This is a genomic window from Azoarcus indigens (genome assembly GCF_004361735.1).
Classification (GTDB): Bacteria; Pseudomonadota; Gammaproteobacteria; order Burkholderiales; family Rhodocyclaceae; genus Azoarcus; species Azoarcus indigens.
Window position 1 is genome coordinate 83,809 of record NZ_SNVV01000017.1, and the last position, 21,465, is coordinate 105,273.

Here is a 21,465-nt window from a genome sequence, read left to right on the forward strand (position 1 = left end):
ACATACGATTAGACAGTGCGGTACTTCTGGGCTGAAATGGATTTGCAACAACCCGTTACCCCGGAGTCCGCATGTCCGCATCCGCCGCCGTACCCGCCAGTGTCGCCGCCCGCCTGCAGGCGCGCAGCGGCGCTTTCACCGGCCCCACGGCCAACCTGGCGCCCGGCCATGTGCAGGCCAATCTCGCCATCCTGCCGCGCGAGCTGGCCAACGACTTCCTGCTGTTCTGCCAGCGCAATCCCAAGCCCTGTCCGCTGGTGGGCGTGTCGGAGGCGGGCAACCCGCGCCTGCCGTCCATAGGCGAAGACCTGGACATCCGCAGCGACGTGCCGCGCTACCGGGTGTGGCGCGACGGCGAGGTGGTGGAGGAATGCACCGATGTGTCCCACGTCTGGAGGGATGACCTGGTGAGCTTCGCCATCGGCTGCTCCTTCTCCTTCGAGGAGGCGCTGCTGGCCGCCGGCATCGACATCCGCCACATCAGCGCCGGCAGCAATGTGCCGATGTTCCGCACCAGCATTCCCACCGTGCCGGCTGGCCGCTTCTCCGGCCCGCTGGTGGTGTCGATGCGGCCGATGAAGGCGGCCGACGCCATCCGCGCCATCCAGATCACCTCCCGTTTTCCATCGGTGCATGGCGCGCCGGTGCACCTGGGCGACCCGGCGCAGATCGGCATCCGCGACGTGATGGCGCCCGACTACGGCGACGCGGTGGAGATCCGCGCCGGCGAGATTCCGGTGTTCTGGGCCTGCGGGGTGACGCCGCAGTCGGTGGTGGCGGCGGCGCGGCCGTCGTTCTGCATCACCCATGCGCCGGGCCACATGCTGGTGACCGATCTGAAGAACGCAGACCTGGCCTTGTTCTGATTTCCCTGCCCACCGGCGGCGGGGGCCGCCGGTGGGTAAGCAGCCTTTCCCGTGAATCACCCCTCACCCCATCGGAGGAGCGTCCCATGAAAAAAACCCTAGCCGTTATCGCCGGTACCCTGCTTGCCGGTTCCGCACTGGCCCAGGACCTGCCCAAGACCCAGCTCAAGATCGTCGGCGGCCTGAGCAACCTGACCGCCTATACCGACTACGAGCGGCCGTTCTGGACCAAGACCATCCCCGAGAAGTCCGGCGGCCAGGTCACCGCCGAGATTAAGGGCTTCAACGAGATGGGCCTGAAGGGGCCTGAGCTGCTGCGCCTGATGTCCCAGGGCGTGGTCGAGTTCGGCACCGCCACCCTGTCCTACTTCGCCAGCGACAACCCGATCAACGAGGCCATCGACCTCGCCGGCCTGGCACCGGACGTGACCACTGCGCGCAAGGTCACCGAAGCCTTCGAGCCGGTGTATGCCAAGTTCTACGGCGAGGGCTCCAAGGTGAAGCTGCTGGGCATCTCCACCTATCCGGCGCAGGTGCTGTTCTGCAACGCCGAGGTGAAGGGCCTGGCCGACCTGAAGGGCAAGAAGGTGCGCACCAGCAGCCGCAACCAGGCCGAGTTCGTCGAGGCGGTGGGCGGCTCCAGCGTGACCCTGGCCTTCGGCGAGGTGGTGCCGGCGCTGCAGAACAAGGTGGTGGATTGCGCCATCACCGGTTCGCTGTCGGGCTACTCCGCCAAGTGGTTTGAAGTCTCCACCCATCTGTACGCGCTGCCCATCAACTGGAACCAGCAGATCCACGCGGTGAACCAGAAGGCCTGGGACAAGCTGGATCCCAAGGTGCAGGCTTTCCTGCAGGCCGAGGTGAAGACCCTGGTGAACGACATCTGGGACGCCGCCGCGCGCCAGACCCAGGAAGGCTATGACTGCAACACCGGCGCCGCCGCGTGTCCCAACCCGGTGAAGGGCAAGATGGTGCTGGTGCAGCCCAGCGCGGCCGACATGGCGGAGCTGAAGAAGATCCGCGAAACGGTGCTCTCCAAGTGGGCGGCGCGCTGCTCGGCCCAGTGCGTGAGCGACTTCAACGCCACCGTCGGCAAGGCCATAGGCGTGACCGCCAGCAAGTAAGCCTTGCACCTTCCGGCCAGGGCGCGCCTGCCCGCGCGCCCTGGCCTCGTCCCTGCAGTCGGGTCGTCCGGCCTCTGGAGTTTTCCTCATGACCAAGACGAATTGCGCCGCGCTTTCCCGCCTGCTGGGAATGGCGCGAACGATGTCGCGGCTGGCGGTATGGGTGGGTGGCGCGCTCACCCTCGCCAGCGTGTTCCTCATTGCGGTGGACGTGCTCGCCCGCCGCTTTCTCGGCGTCACCACCGGCGGGGCGGACGAGCTGTCCAGTTACGCCTTCGCCATCAGCACCACCTGGGCGCTGGCCTTCACCGCGCTGGAGCGCGCCAACGTGCGGGTGGACGTGATCTACCAGCACCTGCCGGTGCGCCTGTGCGCGGTGCTGGACTGGCTGGCGCTGGTTTCCCTCGGCGTGTTCTCGGTGTACCTGAGCTACTACGCCTATGACGTCGCGGTGACCTCCTGGGACGGCAAGGCCGCCGCCAACACGCCGCTGGCGACGCCGCTGTGGATTCCGCAGGCGCTGTGGGTGCTGGGCCTGGTCTGGTTCTCGATGGTGCTGGCGCTGATGTTGGTGCGCGCCTCGGTGGCGCTGGTGACCGGCGACCTGGAGACCGTGCGCGAGATCGCCGGGGTGAAGTCCGCCCAGGAAGAGGCGGAGGAAGAAGCCGCCGCCGGCGAGCGCATCGTCAAGGGAGAAGCCGCATGATCGCCGTCGCCCTCATCCTGCTGCTGGTGCTGATCGGCCTCAGCCTGCCGGTGGCCGCCGCGCTCGGCGTGCTCGGCCTCATCCTGGACCCGATCTACTCCATCCTGCCGCTCACCCGCGCGATGGGCGAGATGGCCTGGAGTTCGAACAACGAGTTCCTGCTCGTCGCCATTCCGATGTTCATCCTGCTGGGCGAGGTGCTGCTGCGCGCCGGCTTCGCCGAGCGCATGTACGGGGCGATGAGCCTGTGGCTGTCGTGGCTGCCGGGCGGGCTGATGCACGCCAACATCGGCGCCTCCACCGTGTTCTCTGCCACCTCCGGCTCCAGCGTGGCCACCGCCGCCACCGTGGGCACGGTGGCGCTGCCGCAGATCAAGCGCTTCGGCTACAACGAGCCGCTGTTCCTCGGCTCCATCGCCGCCGGCGGCACGCTGGGCATCCTGATTCCGCCGTCGATCAACCTGGTGATCTATGGCGTGCTCACCAACACCTCGGTGCCCAAGCTCTACCTCGCCGGCATCCTCCCCGGCTTCCTGATGGCGCTGATGTTCATGGCGGTGATCGTGACCGCCTGCGTGCTCAAGCCGGAATGGGGGGGCCAGCGGGTGCGGGCGAGCTGGGGCGAGCGCTTCGCCTCCCTGGTGCACCTGCTGCCGCCGCTGGGCATCTTCCTGCTGGTGGTGGGCTCCATTTACGCCGGCATCGCCACGCCGACCGAGGCCGCCGCGCTGGGCGTGGTGGGGGCGCTGATCCTGGCGGCCTGCTTCCGCCGCCTCGGCTTCGCCATGCTGCGCGAGGCGCTGGAGAACACCATGCGCGCCACCGCGATGATCATGATCATCGTCATCGCCGCCGCCTTCCTCAACTTCATCATGTCGGCCATCGGCCTCACCGACGCCATCACCCAGACCCTGTCCGGCCTGGGCCTGTCGCCGGGCTGGATGCTGCTGGCGGTGGTGGTGTTCTACGTCATCCTCGGCTGCTTCATGGAAACGCTGTCGATGATGATCACCACCATTCCCATCATCGCCCCGGTGATGATCGCGCTGGGCTTCGATCCGGTGTGGTTCGGCATCGTCGTCATCATGCTGGTGGAAACCGCGCTGATCACCCCGCCGGTAGGCCTCAACCTCTTCGTCGTGCAGAGCCTGCGCAAGAGCGGCTCCATGCAGGCGGTCATCGCTGGCAGCCTGCCCTTCGTGGCGGCGCTGTTCGCCATGGTCGCAATGCTTGCCTTCGTTCCCGGGCTGGCCCTGTGGCTGCCCTCGGTGTTCGGCTGAACGCCCCCATCCCCAACATCCCAAGGAAAGAACAAGACCATGAAACTGCACTTCACGCTTGAGATCGACGGCGGTAGCCGTCCGCTGGAAGCCGACATCCGCCAGCTGGTCATCGCCGGCTGGGCCGGCCGCGACCGCGCCGCCATCGAGCACCACATCGAGGAGCTGGCAGAGATCGGCGTGCCGCGCCCCAGCAGCGTGCCGCTGTACTACCGCGTGGCTGCCAACCAGGTGACGCAGGACGCCACCATCCAGGTCGTCGGCGGCGACAGCTCCGGCGAGGTGGAAGCCTTCGTCTTCAAGGTGGATGGCGAGCTCTACCTCTCCATCGCCTCCGACCACACCGACCGCAAGCTGGAAGCCCACAGCGTGGCGCTGTCCAAGCAGATCTGCGTGAAGCCGGTGGCCACCACCGCCTGGCGCCTGGCCGACGTCGCCGGCCACTGGGACGAGCTGCAGGTGCGCTCCCGCATCATCGAGAACGGCGCCGAGGTGCTCTACCAGGACGGCACCCTGGCCAGCCTGCGCACCGCCGAGGACCTGATCGCCGGCTACACCGGCGGCAAGGGCCTGGAAGAAGGCACCGGCATGACCTGCGGCACCGTCGCCGTCATCGGCGGCATCCGGCCGGCAGCCACCTTCGAGATGGAGCTGCACGACCCGCGCAGCGGCCGCAGCATCCGCCACCGCTACACCGCCACCGTGTTGCCCGAAGTCGCCTGAGTGGCAGGCGGCGCCGCCGGGCGGCGGTCCCTCCCCGCCCGGCGGCATTCCACCGTGCCGGCTGCCACGCCTGCGGCCGGCATGCTTGCCTTACCATGCGCTGGCGCGCCGCCCAGGGCCTGAGAGTCTTGCCCGGCGCGCCATCCTGATGCCGCAGCGACGCCGGCGCCCTCGCGGCCCGGCGCCTCCTTCATCGCCGATAACGAGACTCCGCCCCATGCTCCCCACCATCGAACTCCTGGCCGCCGAGCTGGCCGCAGGCCGCCGCAGCGCCGTCGAACTCACCACCGCCGCGCTGGGCCGCGCCACCGACCTCGCCGGCGAAGGCGCGCGGGTGTTCACCCGCATCGACGCCGAGCGCGCCATGGCCGCCGCCAGTGCCTCCGACACCCTGCGCGCCGCCGGCATCGTGCGCTCGCCGCTGGAAGGCCTGCCGGTGTCGGTGAAGGACCTGTTCGACATCGCCGGCCAGCCCACCACCGCCGGCTCGGTGCTGCTGAAGGATGCGCCGCCGGCCGCCCGCAACGCGGTGGTCATCGACCGCCTGATCGCCGCCGGCGCGGTCATCGTCGGCCGTACCAACATGACCGAGTTCGCCTACTCCGGCCTCGGCCTCAACCCCCACTACGGCACTCCGCGCAACCCCTGGGACCGCGCCACCGGCCGCATCCCCGGCGGTTCCTCCTCCGGTGCGGCGGTGTCGGTCAGCGACGGCATGGCGGTGGCGGCGGTGGGCTCGGACACCGGCGGCTCGGTGCGCATCCCCTCCGCCCTGTGCGGCCTCACCGGCTTCAAGCCCACCGCCCGCCGCGTCAGCATGGAAGGCGTGCTGCCGCTGTCCACCGCGCTGGACTCCATCGGCCCGCTGGCCGCCTCGGTGCGCTGCTGCGCCATCATGGACGCGGTGCTGGCCGGCGAGCCGGTGGACATCCCCGCCGCCGCCGAACTCGCCGACGCCAGCTTCGCTGTGCCCACCGACGTGGCGCTGAACGACATGGACGAGACCGTGGCCACCGCCTTCGAGATCGCCCTCGCCCGCCTGCAGGCCGAAGGCGCCCGGGTGCGCCGCATTGCGCTGCCGGAGTTCTCCCAGCTCGCCCAGCTGCACGCCCGCGGCACCTTCACCGCCGCCGAAGCCTGGGCCTGGCACCGCGGCTACCTGGAAAACCGCGGCGCCGAGTACGACCCCCGCGTCGGCAGCCGCATCGCCGTCGGCGCCAAGATGAGCGCCGCCGACCTGCTGGACCTGATGGCTGCCCGCCGGCGCTGGATCGCCGCGGTCGAAGCCCGCATCGCCGGCTTCGACGCCCTGCTGATGCCCACCGTGCCGCGCATCGCGCCGGAGATCGACCTGCTGGTGCGCGACGAGCAGGCCTACTTCGCCGCCAACGGCCTGATGCTGCGCAACCCGACGCTGATCAACTTCCTCGATGGCTGCGCCCTGTCGGTGCCCTGCCACGACACCGGCAATGCCCCCGTAGGCCTGATGATCGCCGCCGCCGGTGGCAGCGACCGCCGCGTGCTGGCGCTGGGCCAGGCCATCGAAAGCGTGCTGGCGGCGTGATGAGCACGCCCGTGGTGACGATAGAGGCGTTGAGCGCGGAGGCTTTCGCCCCCTTCGGCTGGGCGCTGGGCGGCGAGCGCTACGACGCCGCCGCCACCGGCTTCAGCAACCCAGGCAGCGACTTCTGGCATGTGCACGACTTCGACGCCGGCGCCGCCGGCCAGCCGGAAGTGCTGTGGGTGAATTACCGCAACGACAGCCTGCGGGTGCGCCTGCTCGAAGCCCACTGGCTGACCCAGCAGGCCATCGTGCCGCTGGGCGGCGAGATCGTGCAGGTGGTCTGCCCCGGCCGTGAGGACGACCCGCGCACGCCGGACCTGCAGCGCCTGCGCGCCTTCCGCGTCCCCAACGGCCGGGGCGTATGCATGAAGCCGGGTTGCTGGCACACCAGCTTCGTCTTCGCCGGCCAGACCACCTGCCTGATGCTGACCCGCCATTCGACCACCGCCGATCTTGCTGCCGCGCTGCAAGGCGGCAGCGCGGCGAGCGAGAGCAGCATCGTCGAGCTGGCGGCGCTGGGGGAGCCCGAGCCGCTGCTGCAGCTGTAACCGGCCCCGCTGGTGGCGAGGGCCGGCCCGTCTCCGGGTACAACGCATCCAAGTCCCCGGATCGCGCCTGGCGCCCGATCGGCCAGTTCTTCACCTCGCACGGCGGATGCCCGGCCGGCACACACCAGGCTGGCGAAGCGATGAAACATCGGGGGAGCTCGGGTGGAGCGGGCTGCGCATTGCTGTCAGGACGGCAGATCCGGGAATGGATCCAGAGCGTCCGATTTTCCAGTTCGGTTACTGGGTTCTGCATCACCCTGCCGGCGCGTCGCGCAGGGGCAGACCACGGCCGGTCGCGGCCCGCGCGAAGTGGCGGCTGCCCACGTGCGCCGACTCGAAGCTCCACGCTGCGCCGGCATCGTGAGCGTGAAGCCGGAGGCTTACGGCGTCTGCCCGACATCCGTGCTGGGCGGGGCGTTCAGCACGATGCGCAAGGCCTCGGGGGCAGCGCGACACTTCAATCGGCCGAGAAAGCAGCCGTCCGATCAGGGAACTTACCGCCGTTGGTAGATAACGCCCTGAACGGAGATCCGCTCCGGTTCGGACTCTTCATCAAAGCGCCGATGCGCTTCGGATATGGCTGACTTGTTGGCATTCGCCCAGTTGACCAGCGACATCACGGGTCCTAGCAGCGTCATTCCCAATGCGGTGAGTTCGTAGTCGACGCGCGGCGGAATTGTCGGATACATCGTCCGGGTAAGCAGCCCATCACGCTCCAGACCGCGCAGCGTCAGCGTCAGCATGCGCTGCGAAATGCCGTCTATTCCCCGCTTCAGCTCATTGAAACGCCGCGCTCCGTTTGCCAGCGTGGCGATGATGTAAAGGCTCCACTTGTCACCGATGCGATCCAGAATTTCGCGGGTGGCCTGGCAGCCTTCGGCATCGGGCTGCGGCATGTCCTTAGGCAGATCAATGTGACTCAGTGACATACATGTGCCTTCTTGTGGATCGATCATGGGAACCATACCATCCTTCGTATGGTTTGGTAATTCAGGAATCATTGATTACCTAGTTCCTCTTTTATCCCTAGGAGCCCTCATGAGCCACATCCTACTGGTCACCTCAAGTCCCCGCGGGGCTGAAAGCCTTTCCACACGCTTCGCAACCGAGATCGCCGAAGGCCTCAAGGCTCGCTCTGGCGGTACGCTGACGGTGCGTGATCTCGCAGCAGACCCGCTTCCCCACATCACTTCTGCCTACGTTAATGGCCGCATCACGGCGCCAGATGCCCGGACGCCTGAGCAGGTTGAGGCAGTGCGGATCGCCCAAGAGCTGGTTGATGAGCTAAAGGCCGCTGACGTAGTTGTGCTTGGCTCGGGAATGATCAACTTCGGACCGTCCTCCCAACTCAAGGCCTGGTTTGATCACATCATTTGGCCAGCTGTCACTTTCGGCTACGGCGACACCGGGCCAAAAGGCTTGCTGACCGGCAAGAAGGTTTATCTTGTCGCCGCCGCCGGCGGCGTGTTCTCGGAAGGCGCCTGGGCACCGTTCGATTTCCAAAGCAACTACCTCTTGCACCTGCTCGGTTTCATTGGCCTCACTGATGTTGAACTGGTGCGCGTCGAAGGTACCGTGTTTGGCCCGGACGCGGCAAAGGCCGCCATTGCCAATACCGAGATGGCGGTGCAAACCCTGTTGGCGAAGGCGGCATGACCACGGGTGCGGAGAAGAGCGCTGTCCTGTTCGATGCGGGCATGGCTACTTGCACCCAGCGATGTCCTCACGCGCTACGCGGAGGCGATTCTTGATGGATACAAGGCCCCCTCTCGCCGCTGCCCGCGATGCCATAGCCGCTGCCCGCCGCATCGTCATCTTCACCGGTGCCGGCATGTCGGCGGAGAGCGGGGTGCCGACCTTCCGGGATGCGCTCACCGGCCTGTGGGCGCGTTTCTCGGCGGAGGCGCTGGCGACGCCGGAGGCTTTCGCGCGTGATCCCGAGCTGGTGTGGGGCTGGTACGAGTGGCGGCGGGCGCGGGTGAGGGCGGCGCAGCCGAATGCGGGGCATGGGGCGATTGCGGAATTCGCCGCCCGGCGGGCGGCGGAGGGCAGCGGCGGGGTGACGGTGGTGACGCAGAACGTGGACGACCTGCATGAGCGCGCCGGCGGCCCGGCGGCGGTGCATCTGCACGGCAGCTTGTTCGCGCCGCGCTGCAGCGCCTGCGGCGCGCCGGGGGAATTCGCGCTGGCCGATCCGGTGGAGCCGGAGGGCGGGCGCAGGCTGGCGCCGCCGCGGTGCGAGCAGTGCGGCGGCGCGCTGCGACCGGGCGTGGTGTGGTTCGGCGAGGGCTTGTCGGAGGCGGCGTGGCGCGCGGCCTCGCAGGCGATGGATGCCTGCGACCTGGTGCTGTGCGTGGGCACCTCGGCCCTGGTTCATCCGGCGGCAGCCCTGCCGGAGCAGGCGCTGCGGGCGGGGGCGACGCTGCTGCAGGTGAATCCGGGGCATACCGCCTTCGATGCGCTGGCCCGCTTCAATCTCAAGGGTTCCGCAGCGACCGTGCTGCCGGCCCTGCTTTGCGGTAAACACTGATGGTGCAGTGCACACACATGGCGGCGCGCATGGCAATATCGAGCGATACCGATATAAGAGCCCTGCCCCGATGAGACTCAAGCCCCATCACGTCATGCCGGTCATGATGTCGGCCATCATGGCGTTCGTGATGACCGCGGTCATTACCCTCCTCAACCTCGGCCTCACGCCGGATTTCCTCACGCGGTGGATGCACGCCTTCCTGCTGGCCTGGCCGATTGCCGCGGTGGCGGCCTTCTTCGCCATTCCGCTGGCGCAGCGGGCGACGCGCTTCATCACCGCCTTCGGTTCGGACTGAGCTTTTCCCCGCCGCTAAGCGGGAGGCAAACGGCGCGGCGCGGGATGGGCCGCGCCGTTTGCCTACGGGTGGGAGGGCGCGCCGCCTCCGCCGCAGGAATGAAAGAAGGCCGCTGACGGAGGATTTCCGTCAGCGGCCTTTTGCTTGCGCCCCGACCTCGCGGCCGGGGGCGCCGTCGGCGGGGCTTACTTGCCGATGTTGATGTTCACCCCCTGGCTGGAGCGGGAGCTGCTGCTGCCCACCGCCGTGCCCGCACCGAAGCCGCCGGAGCCGCTGTCTTCGCTGGTGCCGGTCTTCTCGTTGCTCTTGTTGCCGCTGGAGGCGCTGGCGGCGACGCCGACTTCCACCGAGGTGCTGGAGCTGCTGCTGTTGGCCGACTGGGTGACCAGCTTGCCGCCGGTTTCCAGGCCGCCGCTGGCGGCATTGATCTGGGTGCCCTGCAGCGTGGTGTCGCCACCGCTCTTGATCGTCAGGTTGCTGCCGGCGTTGATGTTGGCGCCGGTCTGCGTCACCGACTTCTCCTTGGCCACGCCCACGCCCAGTTCCGCCGAGGCGGACTTCTCGCTCGACTTCTCGCCGGTCTTCTCGTCGCTCCCGGACTTGCTGGAGCCGGCGACGCCGACGCTGACGTCGGTGGAGGAGGAGGAATAGGTGTCGGTGGTGGCCGTGATGGAGACGTTGCGGGCCGCATCCAGGGTGACGTTCTCGGCCGCATCCACGTTGGTGCCTTCCAGCTTGACGTCGCCGCTGCGCGCCTTGACGGTGACGCTGCCGCCGGAGGAGCCGACCGAGCCGGCGGTGGAGGTGCTGGAGTTCATGCTGGAGGTGCCGACGCCAACGTTGGCCTCGCCTTCGCCGCCGCCGCTTTCCACCTTGGCGGAGACGCCGACATCGACCTTGGTGGAGGACTCGGAGGCGGTGCTCTTGGCCGCGCTGATGGTGACGTTCTCGCCTTCCAGCGAAACGTCGCCGCCGGCCTGCAGCGCGGTGCCCTCGAAGCTGGCGTTCTTGCCGGCGCTCACGGTGAGCTTGCCGCCGCTGTTGATGCCGCCGGTGACCGCTTCGCTGGAATTGGCGCTGCTCTTTTCCACGCCCACGCCCACCGAGGCTTCGGCCGACTTGCCCTCGGCGGTCTTGCCGCCGCCGACGCCGACTTCCACCGAGGTGCTGCTGCTGCTCTCGGAGGAGGTGTTGCGGGCGGCGTCGAAGGTGACGTTGCCACCGGCGGCCACCGTGGTGTCGCCGGCCGATTCGATGTTGGTGCCTTCGAAGCGGGTGTCGCCGCTGGTCTTCACCGTGACGTTGCCGCCGGAGCTGATGCTGCCGGTGACCGCGGTGGAGGAGGAGGACTTGCTGTTGCTGTTGCCGACGCCGACATTGACGCTGCCGCTGGCTTCGTCGCCCACCACCGCCACCGAGGCGGAGACGCCCACCGACACGTCGGAGGATTTCTCGCTGCTGGAGCTGGTGTTGCGGGCGGCCTGGAAGTCCACATCCGAGGCTTCCAGGCTGACGTCGCCGCCGGCCTGGATGTTGGTGCCCTGCAGCGTGGTCTTGCCGCTGGAGCTGCTGCTGACGTTGCCGCCGGCCTTGATGTTGGAAGTCACCGCCTCGCTGCTGCTGGAGGTGGAGGACGAACTGCTCTTGGAGGCAGACGCCTCGAAGCCGACCGTGACCGCCGCCCCGGTTTCCGTTTCGCCGCTGCTGTTGGCGCTGGCACCGGCGTTGGCACCGGCGGTGAGGCCGATCTTCAGGCTGCTGCTGTCGCTGCTGGTGGACGAGTAGCTGGTGTTCTCCGCCGCCAGGCTCTTGATCTCGCTGGCGCTCTGCGTGAAGTTGCCGCCAGCTTCGATCTGCGTGCCCTGGTCGGTGATGGTGCCGCTGGCGGTGCGCGTCATGTTGCCGCCGGAGCTCAGGCTGGAGGTCACCGCGGTAGTGGTCTGGTCAACACCCGAGGTTTTGGAGTTGCTGGCGGTGAGGCCCACACCCACGCCGACTTCGGCCTTGGCTTCGGCGCTGCCCTCGGCGCCGCCCGCCTGGCTGGCCGAGCCCTTGGCACCGGCGCTGGCGCTGGCGCTGCCTTCCACGTAGAGGCCGGCGGTGGTGGTGTTACTGCTGTAGGTGCTGGTGTGCACATCCTGCGCGGCGGTCACCGAGATGTCCTTGGCATCGACGTTCATGTCGCCGCCGGAGGCCACGTTGGAGCCCTGCACATTCACCTGGTTGGTGGCGGTGATGTTCATGTTGCCGCCGGACTTCAGCACCGAGCCCTGGTTGACGATGTCCAGCTCGCTGCTCTTCTCGGTCTGGGTGCGCAGGCCGATGGTGGTGGTGGAGGAGGCGTTGGCCGAGGCTTCCGCGCTGGCATCGGCGCTGCCGCCGGTGAGGCCGACGCCGGCATTGGCGCCCGCCTTCGCCCCGGCGTTGGCCTGGCTGTCGGTGAAGAAGCCCAGCGAGGTGGTTTCGGTGGTGGTGGTGCTGGTGTGGATGTCTTGCGTGGCGAGGATGTTCACATTCTCGGCCTTCACATCCAGGTTGCCGCCGGCCGACACTTCCGCGCCCTTCAGGGTGACGTCCTGCTCGGCCTTGATGGTGGCGTTGCCGCCGATGTTCAGCGTGGCGGCGCGGTTGGTCACGTCCAGGGTGTTGGTCTGGGTGACCTGGGTCTGCATCAGGTTGACCTGGCTGCTGCTGCTGGCCGAGGCCGCCGCGCTGGCGCTGGCCGAGGCTTCGGTGCCGCCGGCGCTGGCGCCCGCCTTGGCCGCCGCTTCCGAGTTGCCGGAGGAGCTGGTCGACAGGAAGGTGGTGGTCTCGGTGCGGGTGCTGCTGGTGTGCACATCCTGGCCGGCCAGCACCTGCACGTTCTTGGCTTCGATGTTGCCATCGCCGGCCACGTTCACATCCGAACCCTGGATGGTCATGGTCTCGCCCGCCTTCAGGTTGGCGTTGCCGCCGACGTTGAGGGTGGAGGCGACGTTGGTGCCGTCGAAGGTGTCGGTGGTGGTCTTGGTGCTGCCATACACGCCCCCGCCCACGCCTACGCCGGACTTGGAGGTGGAGGTGCTGGAGGTGACGCTGTCCTGGCGGGAGACGATGTTGAGGTTGCCGCCGGCGTCGATGTCGGCATCGCCGCCGATGTTGGCGGTGCTGCCGGCCAGCGTGGTGTCGCCGCCGCTCTTGATCTTCAGGTTGCCGCCGGTCTCCAGGTTGGAGCCAATGTTGGTGACGGTGGTGGTGGTGTTGCTGGAGCTGGAGCTGCTCAGGAAGCCGCCGGACTTGCTCGCGCTGGAGGTGGTGGTCTTGTCCTGCACGGTGTCGAAGGTGACGTCGCCACCGGCCGCCAGCGAGGCATCGCCGCCGGCCTTCACGTCGGCGCCGAGCACGGTGATGTTCTTGGCCGCGTCCAGCGACAGGTCGCCGGTGGCCTCGATGCCGCCGGTCTTGCCGATCACCGTGTTGTAGGAGAGGTTGTTGCCGCTGCCTTCGGCGTAGGTCTGGTTGACGATGTTGCCTTCGGTGGAGGTCACCGAGACGTTGCCGCCCTTGATCGTGCCGCTGGTGTTGGTGATGTCGCCGGTGGCCTCGATGTTCAGGTTGCCGCTGCCGGCGATGGTGCCGCCGGTGTTGCTGACGGTATCGGCCTTGATCGTGGTGTTGGTGGCGGCGATGACCGCGCCGGTCTCGATGCTGTCGCGGGTGTTCTGCGCCAGGTACACCACCGGTGCCAGCACCTTGACGCCGTTCACCTCGGTTTCGACCATCCACACGATGTCTTCGGTGAGGTTGGCGAGCTGGGCGGCGGTGGGTGCCACGCCGTACTTCAGGCCCAGCGCGGTGCCTTGGTCATAGGCGTTGTCGTACAGCGCCTGCAACTGGGCGGCTTCGCTTTCCTGCCCCTTCAGCAGGTTGTTGCCGGTGGCGGCGATCAGCTGCTGGCGGACGAGGTAGGCCTCGTAGTTGGCGTCGCCCAGCTTCTTGGTGGTGACGTCCGGGTTGTAGCCGTAGCGCACCGACAGGTAGTCGGAGGCGACGAAGTTGGAGCCGACCGCGAACAGCGGGTTGGTCTCGATCAGGTAGTTGGAGTCCGGGTTCTGGTTCGGGACGAAATAGCCGTTCGGATTGGTCGGCAGGCTGACCGGCAGGCCGCCGAGGGTGGCGGTGCCAGGCGCGTTGGCCGAGGTGACCGTCGGCGCGGTGGGGGCGCCGCGCACGGTATCGCTGACCGAGGTCGGGAAGGGCGAGCCTTCGTTGTTCAGCGCGCCGCCGGTGAAGGTGAGATTGGTGGCGTGGATGCCGGCGCCGTAGTTGGCGATGACGGTGTAGGAAACCGGTTGGCGGCCGGCGTTGGCGGCCACCTTGGCCTGGGCCACGCTGCCGGTTTGAACCCAACCGTAACCCGGGTTGTAGGTATCCCAGTTTTCGCCACCGGCGTCATTCGGGTGGGGCGCAGAGATGTTGGCATTCACCCGGCCCCAGTAGGCGTAGTCCGTCGACGAGCAGAAGATGCCGCCGCAGTCGGCGATTCGGATCCACTGGCGCTTGTAGTCGTACTCGTAGAGCGAGAAATCCTGGTTGGTGAAGGTGCCGGTGCCGGTGATGGCGATGGTCGGCGCCGACATCAGCGCCATGACGTTGGAGCCGCTGTTGGCGTAATTCAGGTCGATGCGGGTGCCGGAGATGATCTGCGCCTTCTGCGTGGGCACGGTGCCGACCAGGGATTCGACCACATGCACCGAGTCTTCCCAGACGGCGATGTCAGCGCCGTCATAGCCGGGGCTGCTTTCCGTCCACAGGTAGCCGAGAACGTGGTCGTCGCCGTTGTCCGTCAGCGTCTCGCTCTTGGTCGGCAGCGCGCCGCCGGTGATGTTCTGGAAGCTGTTGGTGACGCCGATGTCCACGTTGCCCAGGGCGACGATGGCGTTGGCGTTGATGAAGTCCTTGCTGCGCGCGGTGAAGCTGCCGTTGCTGTCTATGGTGCCGCTGGCGGTGTTGTTGATGGTGCCGTTGTTGGCGGTCAGGTTCAGCGCCTGGCCGGCGTAGAAGGCACCGTCGTTGATGATGTTGAGGCCGCTGGTGACGCTCAGGGTGCTCAGCGAGGAAATGCCGCCGGTGCCGGTGTTGGCCAGGCTGCCGGCGTTGAGGGTGAAGTTGCCGGCGTTGTGGATGGCGCCGCGGTTGATCAGCGCGCCGCTCACGGTGATGGTGGAGGCGGCGTTGGCGGCACTGCCGAGCAGCATCACCGCGCTGGCGACGTCGTTGGTCAGCGAGGCCAGCTGCAGGGTGGAGCCGTTGGTGGCCTGGATGCGGCCGGCGTTGGTCAGCGTGGTGCCGCCGTTCAGGACCAGGGTGTCGCCATTGATGCTGGCGCTGGCTTCGTTGTTCAGCGTGGTGGAGGTGAGCGCCAGCTCGGCATCCGAGGAGATCAGGCCGCCGCTGCGGTTGGTGACGGTGACCAGGTCGAGGTCGGCATTGCCCTGGGCATAGACGGTGCCGTAGTTGTTCAGGCTGTTGCCGTCGAAGTCCAGGGTGTTGGCGCTGCTGATCTTGCTGCCGGCGTCGATGCGGGTGCCGCCGGTGACGGCGATCTGCGCCGCGTTGCTGGCGCTGACTTCGCTGTTGCCGGTGAGCACCAGGGCTTCGCTGCCGGCGCTGGAGACGGTGAGCGTCAGCTTGCGGGTGGCCGCGCTGCTGTCGCTGCCGGCATAGAGCTTGGCGCCGTCGGCGCGCACGGTGGTGGCTTCGGCGCTCAGGTTGTTGCCGGCGCCCCAGCTGGAACCGGTGATGTCGGCGGCGTTGGCGATGTCGATGGTCGCATCGCGCTTGGTGAAGCGGCTGCCGCCGCTGGAGATGTCGCTGAGGCTGGCGGCGACGAGGTCGAGGTCGCGGCCGGCATAGAGCTCGGCGGAGGCGAGCTTGACGCCGCCGGTGATGGCCAGCGTGAGGTCGCGGTCGGCGCTCAGCTTGGCGTTGTCGCCGTTCAGGAACAGCGCGTCGGCGTTGGCGGCGGTGGTGGTGACGGCGAGGTCGCGCGCCGCACTGATGGACGACTGGATCTCGATCTTGCCGGCGGCGGTCAGGGTGAAGTCGTCGCCGGTGGCGGCGACGTCGCCGCGCATGTTCACGCCGATGCCGTCTTCGGTGGCGATCAGGCGGATGCGGTTGGCGTACATGCCGCCCAGCGCGGTGGAGTCGATGGCGTAGCTGGGCGCGTCATCGGTGGCGGCGACGCGGCCGGTCACCTGGCGGTTCACATAGCTCCAGCGGTTGTTGCCGGTGTAGATGCCGACGTCCTGGCCGTTGAGCTTGCCGTCGAGCACCACGTTGCGGGTCACCAGGTCCAGCACCTGCTGGGCGGTGGCGTCCAGGCCGTTGCCGGAGACGAGGATGTCGCCACGGCTGACGGCGAAGCCGGCGACGCTGCCGTCGGCATTGAAGCCCGGCGTGCCGGTGGTCAGGGTGACGCGGTCGGTGTTGATGAAGCCGCAGCCGGAGCAGGTGATGCCGTAGGGGTTGGCGACGATGACGTCGGCCTTGCCGCCCACCACTTCGGTGTAGCCGGCCAGCGTGCTGCGGCGGGTGGACACCACCTCGTTCAGGATGACGGTGGCTTCCTTGGCGAGGTTGAGGTTGGCCATGACCTGGCCGGCGAGCTGGGACTGGCGGGCAACCTGGTCGGAGTTGCCGTTGTTCAGCACCAGGCCGTTGGTTTCGACGTCGTAGCGGGTGTACTGGTTGTGCGACACGCCGGCGGCGTTGGCGGTGTTGATGTTCACCACCGGCACGCCGTTGGGCGAGATGAAGGCGTTGGTGTTGCCGCCGGTGGGCACCACCGTGGTGGCGGGGTTTACCTGGGCGAGCACGGTGCCGGCGCTGCCCAGCAGCACGGCGGCGGCGAGCAGCTTCTTGGCGCTCTTGCCCTTGCCGCGGCCGCGGGCGGTTTCGGCGGCGACGACGAAGCAGCGGTGGAGCTCGCTCCAGATCAGGCGGTAGGCGTGGTTCATGGCGAGTTCTCCGGTATCAGATGGCGTAGGTGAGGCGGAACCAGGTCTGGTAACCCTCGCTATGGAATTGGTGGGGCGCGGAAATCGGGTGGGTGGTGAACAGTTCCCAGTTCAGGCCCTTCCACGCCACCGAGGCGCCGACGGCGGCGCCGGTCATGCTGCCTTCGGGGATTTCGGCGGTGCGGTTCCACACCCGGCCGGTGTCGAGGCCGACGAAGAAGCGGGTGTTGAAGCTCTGGTTGCCGACGGCGACGGGCTTGCGCATCGACAGTTCGTTGCGCCAGTAGTAGCCGTGGTCGCCGGACAGGTTGTTGTCGGTGAAGCCGCGCACCGAGTAGAGGCCGCCGATGGTGATCTGCTCGGAGCCGTACAGAGTGTGCATGGCCACCTGGCCGGTCACCGAGCTGGTGAACAGGAAGTTCTCCTCCAGCGCGCGGAAGGGGCGGGTGTAGTCCAGGCTGTAGCGCCACTTGTCGAACTGGGCGCGCGGCGCCCAGTCGGGCAGGTTGTCGGCGTCCTGCAGCGCGCTGAGCTGGTGCAGGCCCTTGGAGTAGCCGATGGTGATGGCGAACACGCCGCCGGCCAGGGCGGTGGAGAAATTGGTGTCCAGGTCGAGGATGGTGAGCTTGCGTGAGCTCACGCCCAGCAGCTGGCCGGCGAGGTAGCTGCGGGTTTCCTTGGCGGTGAGGGCGGCGCCGACGCCGAAGCGGCTCACCTGGTCGCGGTAGGCGACGTGGTCCAGCCGCAGCGAGGTGTTGTCGCTGATGCCGTTGGCCTTGAGTATCTGGCCGCCGGCGGTGTAGAGCCGCGAGGTGTATTCGGACTGGCTGGTGGTGAAGGTCAGCAGGCTGTAGCCGAAGGGGATGGAGGCGAAGAAGCTGTCGCTGATCGACTTGGTGCGGGCATCCGGGTCCGGCACCGCCTCGCGGTGGGTGGCCATGATGAATTCGTTGAGGCCGAACAGGCTGTCGGCGCTCACGGTGAAGCCGTACTGGTGGCGGCCGGTGGAGCGCGAGCCCTGGTTGTCCACCGTGAAGCTGGCGTGCAGCGGGTAGCTGGAGGCGTTGCGGATCACCACCGTGCTGGCGCCGCTCTCGCTGCCGGGGCGGATGTCCATGCTGGCGTTGTTGGACTGCAGGCGGTTCAGCTGGTCTATGCCCTGCTCCAGGTCGCGCAGGTCGAGGATGTCGCCTTCGACGCCGGGAAAGGCGGTGACCAGCGAGGCGCGGCCGTTCTCGTCCTCGAACATGATCTTCTCGACCTTGCCTTCCACCACCAGGATCTCGAGGCGGCCCTTGGTCAGGTCCTGCGGCGGCAGGTAGGCGCGGGTGGTGACGTAGCCGCGGTCGATGTAGTCCTTGGTGATCTCCGCCAGCAGGCGCTCGATCTCGACCACGCCCAGGCACTGGCCGACGAACTGGCTGATGATCTCGTCGCGCTTCATCGCCCACATCTTGTCGGCGCCGGTGATGACGATCTCGTTGATGTCGCGGCATTTGGCGCCCAGCGCCGGCACCTTGATCTCCGGCGTCAGCTGGCGGGTGTCGGTGCCGCCCGGCGGCAGCTGGCGCAAGGCGTCCTCACGGTCGCGCTGAATGCGTTCCTGCTCCTGGCGCTGCAGTTGCTCCGCCTGGCGGCGGGCGTTCTCAAGGTCGGCGGCCGACTGGGCGTGGGCAGCGGTGCTGCCGAAGGCGCAGCAGATGGCTGCGGCGATGGTGATGCGCTTGGCGGTGAGTTGCATTGCCCCTTGCTTCCTCGTGGCGAATTCGAGCGGCTCCCGGAAATGGAAGCCTGCGGTCTGCGGGCAATGCTAAGGAGTCAGAATTTGTCAAAGCTGACCAAATCTGACGAATTGCGTGAATTATTGTCACCGTCGCCGGAAAGGCGACGGATGGAGCTCGTCGGGGGCGGGAAGCCTCTCCTCAGACGCGTTGCAGCGGCGCGGCGAAGATGTAGCCCTGGCCGCGCAGTGCGCGCAGCGGGTTGTCGCCCCCGCTGCCGGCCTCGGCGCCGGTGGCGAGGCAGTCGGCCAGCTTGCGGCGGAGGCGGCTGATGAGGGTTTCCAGCCGGCGTTCGTCGTAGGCGAGGTAGTCCGCCCCCAGCGCTTCGATGAGGCTGCGGCGGCTGGCCTTGTGGTCCTCGGCGTCGGCCAGGGTGCCGAGGATGGCGCACTCCAGGCCGGACAGCGCGATCTCGCCGGCCGGCCCGTGCAGGCGCAGCTGGCGGGTGTTGAGGCGCCAGCCGGGGTTGCGCTCCAGGCCGAGGCGGCGGGCCAGGCTCTTGATCGCCGCCGCCAGCTCGCGCATGTCCACCGGCTTGCCCAGATACACGTCCGCGCCGCCTTCGAGGCCGCTGATGCGCTCTTCCGTGCCGCTGCGGGCGGTGAGCATCAGGATGCCCATCGCCGGGCGGCTGTGGCGCAGGCGGCGGGCGATGGAAAGGCCGTCTTCGCCGGGCAGGCCGAGGTCCAGCACCAGCACGTCGCAGCCGCGGCTGGCGAGGCTGGCGTCCAGCTCGACGCCGTTGCCGACGCCAGCGACGTCGAAGCCTTCGCGTTCGAGATTGAAGATGACATCGTCGAGCAGGTCGGCGTTGTCCTCGACCACGGTGATGCGGATCATGCGTTCTCCAGGGTGGGATGCAGGGGCAGGCAGATGCGGAACAGGGCGCCGCCGCCGGGCCGCGTCTCCACCGCGGCGCTGCCGCCATGCACGTTGGCGATGCGGCGCACGAGGTAGAGGCCGAGGCCGGCGCCGGGAATGTCGCCGAGGCCGGTGCCGCGCACATAGCGCTCGAACACCTCCTCCCGCAGGTTCTCGGCGATGCCGGGGCCGCGGTCCATCACCTCGATGGCCGCCATGGCGCCGGCACCGGTGCCGGACAGCCCGGTGGCGATCACCACCGGGCTGCCGGGCGGGCCGTATTTGAAGGCATTGTCGATCAGGTTGACCAGGGCTACCCGCAGCAGCGCCGGGTCGCACTGCAGCGGCGGCAGCGCACCGCTGCGCAACTGCACCCGGCCGTCGGCGGCGCCGTACTCGGCGGCGATGCGCTCCACCAGGGCGTTGAGGTCCACCGCCTCGCGGCGCGGGGCGAGGCGGTCGTCGTCCACCCGGTCGTGGGTCAGGAACTGCTCCACCAGGCCGTTGATGCGGCGCACCGCGCGGCGGATGCGGTCGTGGCGGCGGGCGACGTCCGGCGGGGCGCCGCCCAGCAGGTGGGCGAGGGACTGCACCGCGCCGTCTATCATCGCCAGCGGCGTCTTCAGCTCGTGCGACAGCATGGCGAGGAACTTGCCCTGCTCCTGGCGGGCGTGGCGCTCGCTCTCCAGCTCGCGCTGGGTCAGCGCCACCCGCTGCAGGGCCTCGCGGCGTTCCTCGTCGATGGCGCGGGCGCGGGCGGCCACCGCCAGGTGCATCACCAGCACGCTGCACATGATGCCCATCTGGTTGCCATAGACGATCCACAGATTGCCCGGCAACACGCCCAGCATGGTCAGGGTGGCGGCGAACACGCCGAACATGCCGGCGCAGTAGGCGAGGAAGACGAGCACGCCGCCCACCTGGCCGCGCCGCCACATCCGCGCCGCCAGCCAGGTGCACAGCAGGCTCATCGCCGTCACGTACCACAGCAGCTTGCCGGCGAGCTGGGTGTAGTGGCCGGTGAACACCGCCGGGATCACCAGCAGCGGCAGCAGGCACAGGCCGTGGAACAGCCAGTTCAGCACCGGCCGGCTGCGGTCCACCAGCAGCAGGCGGCGGAAAAAGGGCGCGCCGGAGGCGATCACCAGTGGTCCGCCGGCGCTCACCCAGGCGTCGGTCACCGCCGGTTGGCCGGGCAGGAAATACTCCGCCGCCAGGCCGTTGGAGCCGTAGAAGAACAAGCCGGTGACGGCGAGGTAGAGCAGGTAGTGGCCGGTGAGGCGGTCGCGCACGGTCGCCCACTGCAGCAGGTTGAGCAGCAACACGGCGAACAGCAGACCGTAGTAGATGCCGAGGGCACCGTACTCGCTGCGCTTGGCGAGCTGGAACTCATCCGGCTGCCACAGCTCCAGCGCCACCAGCGAGGTGCTGGTGGTCTGCAGCCGCAGGTAGTGGATCTGGCGTCCGGCCTCCGGCGGGTGAAGGCGGAAGACGAAGCCGCGGTAGGCCACCTCGCGGGCGGCGAAGGGCTGGCGGTCGCCGGCGTGGCGCTCGCCATAGCCGCCGCCGGGCAGGGCTTCGTACAGGCGCAGGTCGTCCAGGTAGGGCGGCTGCACTTCCAGCCATTGCTCGCCGCCGGCGGTGGTATCCACCGTGATGCGCAGCCAGCGCACCTCCATGCTGTAGCCGGCCGACAGGCTGGTGCCGCGCAGGGGCTGGAAGCGGCCGGCGGCGGCCGGAGCGCTCACCGTGTCTATGGTCTCGCTGCCGGCGCTGTCCACCAGCACCGCCACTTCCGCGATGCGCCCCGCCGCCTGCGCCTGCGCGCCGCCGAGCAGCAGCAACGCGAGCAGACAGGCAGCGAGCCAGGGGCGGAAGTCGAGGACGGAGCGCACGGGAGGGGCGGCGGGGCAGGGTGGAGGGAGGGCAAAAGCGGGGCGTAATTTACCCGAGCGTGTAAGGATTTCCATCCAACTCCGACACGCAGGATGCGCTGTGCTAGCGGCGGAAATCGCCCGGCCCGCCGTGGAGCTTGGGCCCCACAACCGCCCAGCTCCGCGGACTTACCTCCCCTCTCCCCTCGCGGGAGAGCAACCGTGTTGGCCGTCAAGCGGGCGATGGGCTCCATGGGGTGTTGTTCTTGATCATGGCGTTCATGATGGTCAGGAGCTTGCGCATGCAGG

Annotated in this window: 15 protein-coding genes; 10 read left to right on the plus strand and 5 right to left on the minus strand. The window is 68.3% G+C overall.

Annotation, left to right across the window (positions count from 1 at the left end; translation table 11 throughout):
• The first annotated feature begins 71 nt into the window (after window positions 1-71).
• The 7 genes from C7389_RS17680 to C7389_RS17710 all read left to right on the plus strand — a co-directional run bounded on the left by C7389_RS17680 (window position 72) and on the right by C7389_RS17710 (window position 6,811).
• The gene (locus C7389_RS17680) at window positions 72-866 is read left to right on the plus strand and encodes a putative hydro-lyase (protein ID WP_133593936.1); all 795 of its coding nucleotides are present in this window, start codon (window positions 72-74) and stop codon (window positions 864-866) included.
• Between the two features lie 86 nt (window positions 867-952).
• Window positions 953-1,990 carry a TRAP transporter substrate-binding protein gene (locus C7389_RS17685; protein ID WP_133593938.1) on the plus strand — a complete coding sequence of 346 codons (1,038 nt, stop codon included), beginning with the start codon at window positions 953-955 and terminating at the stop codon, window positions 1,988-1,990.
• Between the two features lie 88 nt (window positions 1,991-2,078).
• On the plus strand, window positions 2,079-2,696 hold the full coding sequence (locus C7389_RS17690) for a TRAP transporter small permease subunit (RefSeq protein WP_133593940.1): 618 nt from the start codon (window positions 2,079-2,081) through the stop codon (window positions 2,694-2,696).
• Window positions 2,693-3,976, plus strand: a complete 1,284-nt coding sequence (locus C7389_RS17695; RefSeq protein ID WP_133593942.1) for a TRAP transporter large permease — start codon at window positions 2,693-2,695, stop codon at window positions 3,974-3,976. The genes C7389_RS17690 and C7389_RS17695 overlap by 4 nt, the downstream gene beginning before the upstream one ends.
• 39 nt (window positions 3,977-4,015) lie before the next feature.
• Entirely contained in the window at window positions 4,016-4,699 is a 684-nt protein-coding gene (locus C7389_RS17700; protein WP_133593944.1) for a DUF2848 domain-containing protein, read from the plus strand.
• Window positions 4,700-4,916: 217 nt separating this feature from the next.
• Complete coding sequence (locus C7389_RS17705) at window positions 4,917-6,263, plus strand: amidase (protein WP_133593946.1); 1,347 nt, start codon at window positions 4,917-4,919, stop codon at window positions 6,261-6,263.
• On the plus strand, window positions 6,263-6,811 hold the full coding sequence (locus C7389_RS17710; protein ID WP_133593948.1) for an ureidoglycolate lyase: 549 nt from the start codon (window positions 6,263-6,265) through the stop codon (window positions 6,809-6,811). Before C7389_RS17705 ends, C7389_RS17710 begins: the two co-directional genes overlap by 1 nt.
• A 494-nt stretch (window positions 6,812-7,305) precedes the next feature.
• Here the strand turns inward: C7389_RS17710 and C7389_RS17715 are convergent, their stop codons facing one another.
• Window positions 7,306-7,812 (minus strand): winged helix-turn-helix transcriptional regulator, encoded by a 507-nt coding sequence (locus C7389_RS17715; RefSeq protein WP_211168310.1) that lies wholly within the window; start codon window positions 7,810-7,812, stop codon window positions 7,306-7,308.
• Window positions 7,813-7,849: 37 nt separating this feature from the next.
• Between C7389_RS17715 and C7389_RS17720 the strand changes: the two genes are divergently transcribed.
• The 3 genes from C7389_RS17720 (at window position 7,850) to C7389_RS17730 (ending at window position 9,639) form a co-directional block, all read left to right on the plus strand.
• The gene (locus tag C7389_RS17720) at window positions 7,850-8,467 is read left to right on the plus strand and encodes an FMN-dependent NADH-azoreductase (protein ID WP_133593950.1); all 618 of its coding nucleotides are present in this window, start codon (window positions 7,850-7,852) and stop codon (window positions 8,465-8,467) included.
• 94 nt (window positions 8,468-8,561) lie between these two features.
• Window positions 8,562-9,341 carry an NAD-dependent protein deacylase gene (locus C7389_RS17725; RefSeq protein ID WP_133593952.1) on the plus strand — a complete coding sequence of 260 codons (780 nt, stop codon included), beginning with the start codon at window positions 8,562-8,564 and terminating at the stop codon, window positions 9,339-9,341.
• A 70-nt stretch (window positions 9,342-9,411) separates the two neighbouring features.
• Window positions 9,412-9,639 (plus strand): DUF2798 domain-containing protein, encoded by a 228-nt coding sequence (locus C7389_RS17730; RefSeq protein ID WP_133593954.1) that lies wholly within the window; start codon window positions 9,412-9,414, stop codon window positions 9,637-9,639.
• 185 nt (window positions 9,640-9,824) lie between these two features.
• Here C7389_RS17730 and C7389_RS17735 read toward each other — a convergent pair whose 3' ends face one another.
• From C7389_RS17735 to C7389_RS17750, 4 genes are all read right to left on the minus strand, one after another.
• Window positions 9,825-16,640 (minus strand): hemagglutinin repeat-containing protein, encoded by a 6,816-nt coding sequence (locus C7389_RS17735; protein WP_133593956.1) that lies wholly within the window; start codon window positions 16,638-16,640, stop codon window positions 9,825-9,827.
• 16 nt (window positions 16,641-16,656) lie between these two features.
• Complete coding sequence (locus C7389_RS17740) at window positions 16,657-18,381, minus strand: ShlB/FhaC/HecB family hemolysin secretion/activation protein (protein WP_133593958.1); 1,725 nt, start codon at window positions 18,379-18,381, stop codon at window positions 16,657-16,659.
• Between the two features lie 181 nt (window positions 18,382-18,562).
• Window positions 18,563-19,261 (minus strand): response regulator transcription factor, encoded by a 699-nt coding sequence (locus C7389_RS17745; protein WP_133593960.1) that lies wholly within the window; start codon window positions 19,259-19,261, stop codon window positions 18,563-18,565.
• Window positions 19,258-21,177, minus strand: coding sequence for a sensor histidine kinase (locus tag C7389_RS17750; protein WP_162851774.1), 1,920 nt, complete (start codon window positions 21,175-21,177; stop codon window positions 19,258-19,260). The genes C7389_RS17745 and C7389_RS17750 overlap by 4 nt, the downstream gene beginning before the upstream one ends.
• Window positions 21,178-21,465: the final 288 nt, after the last annotated feature.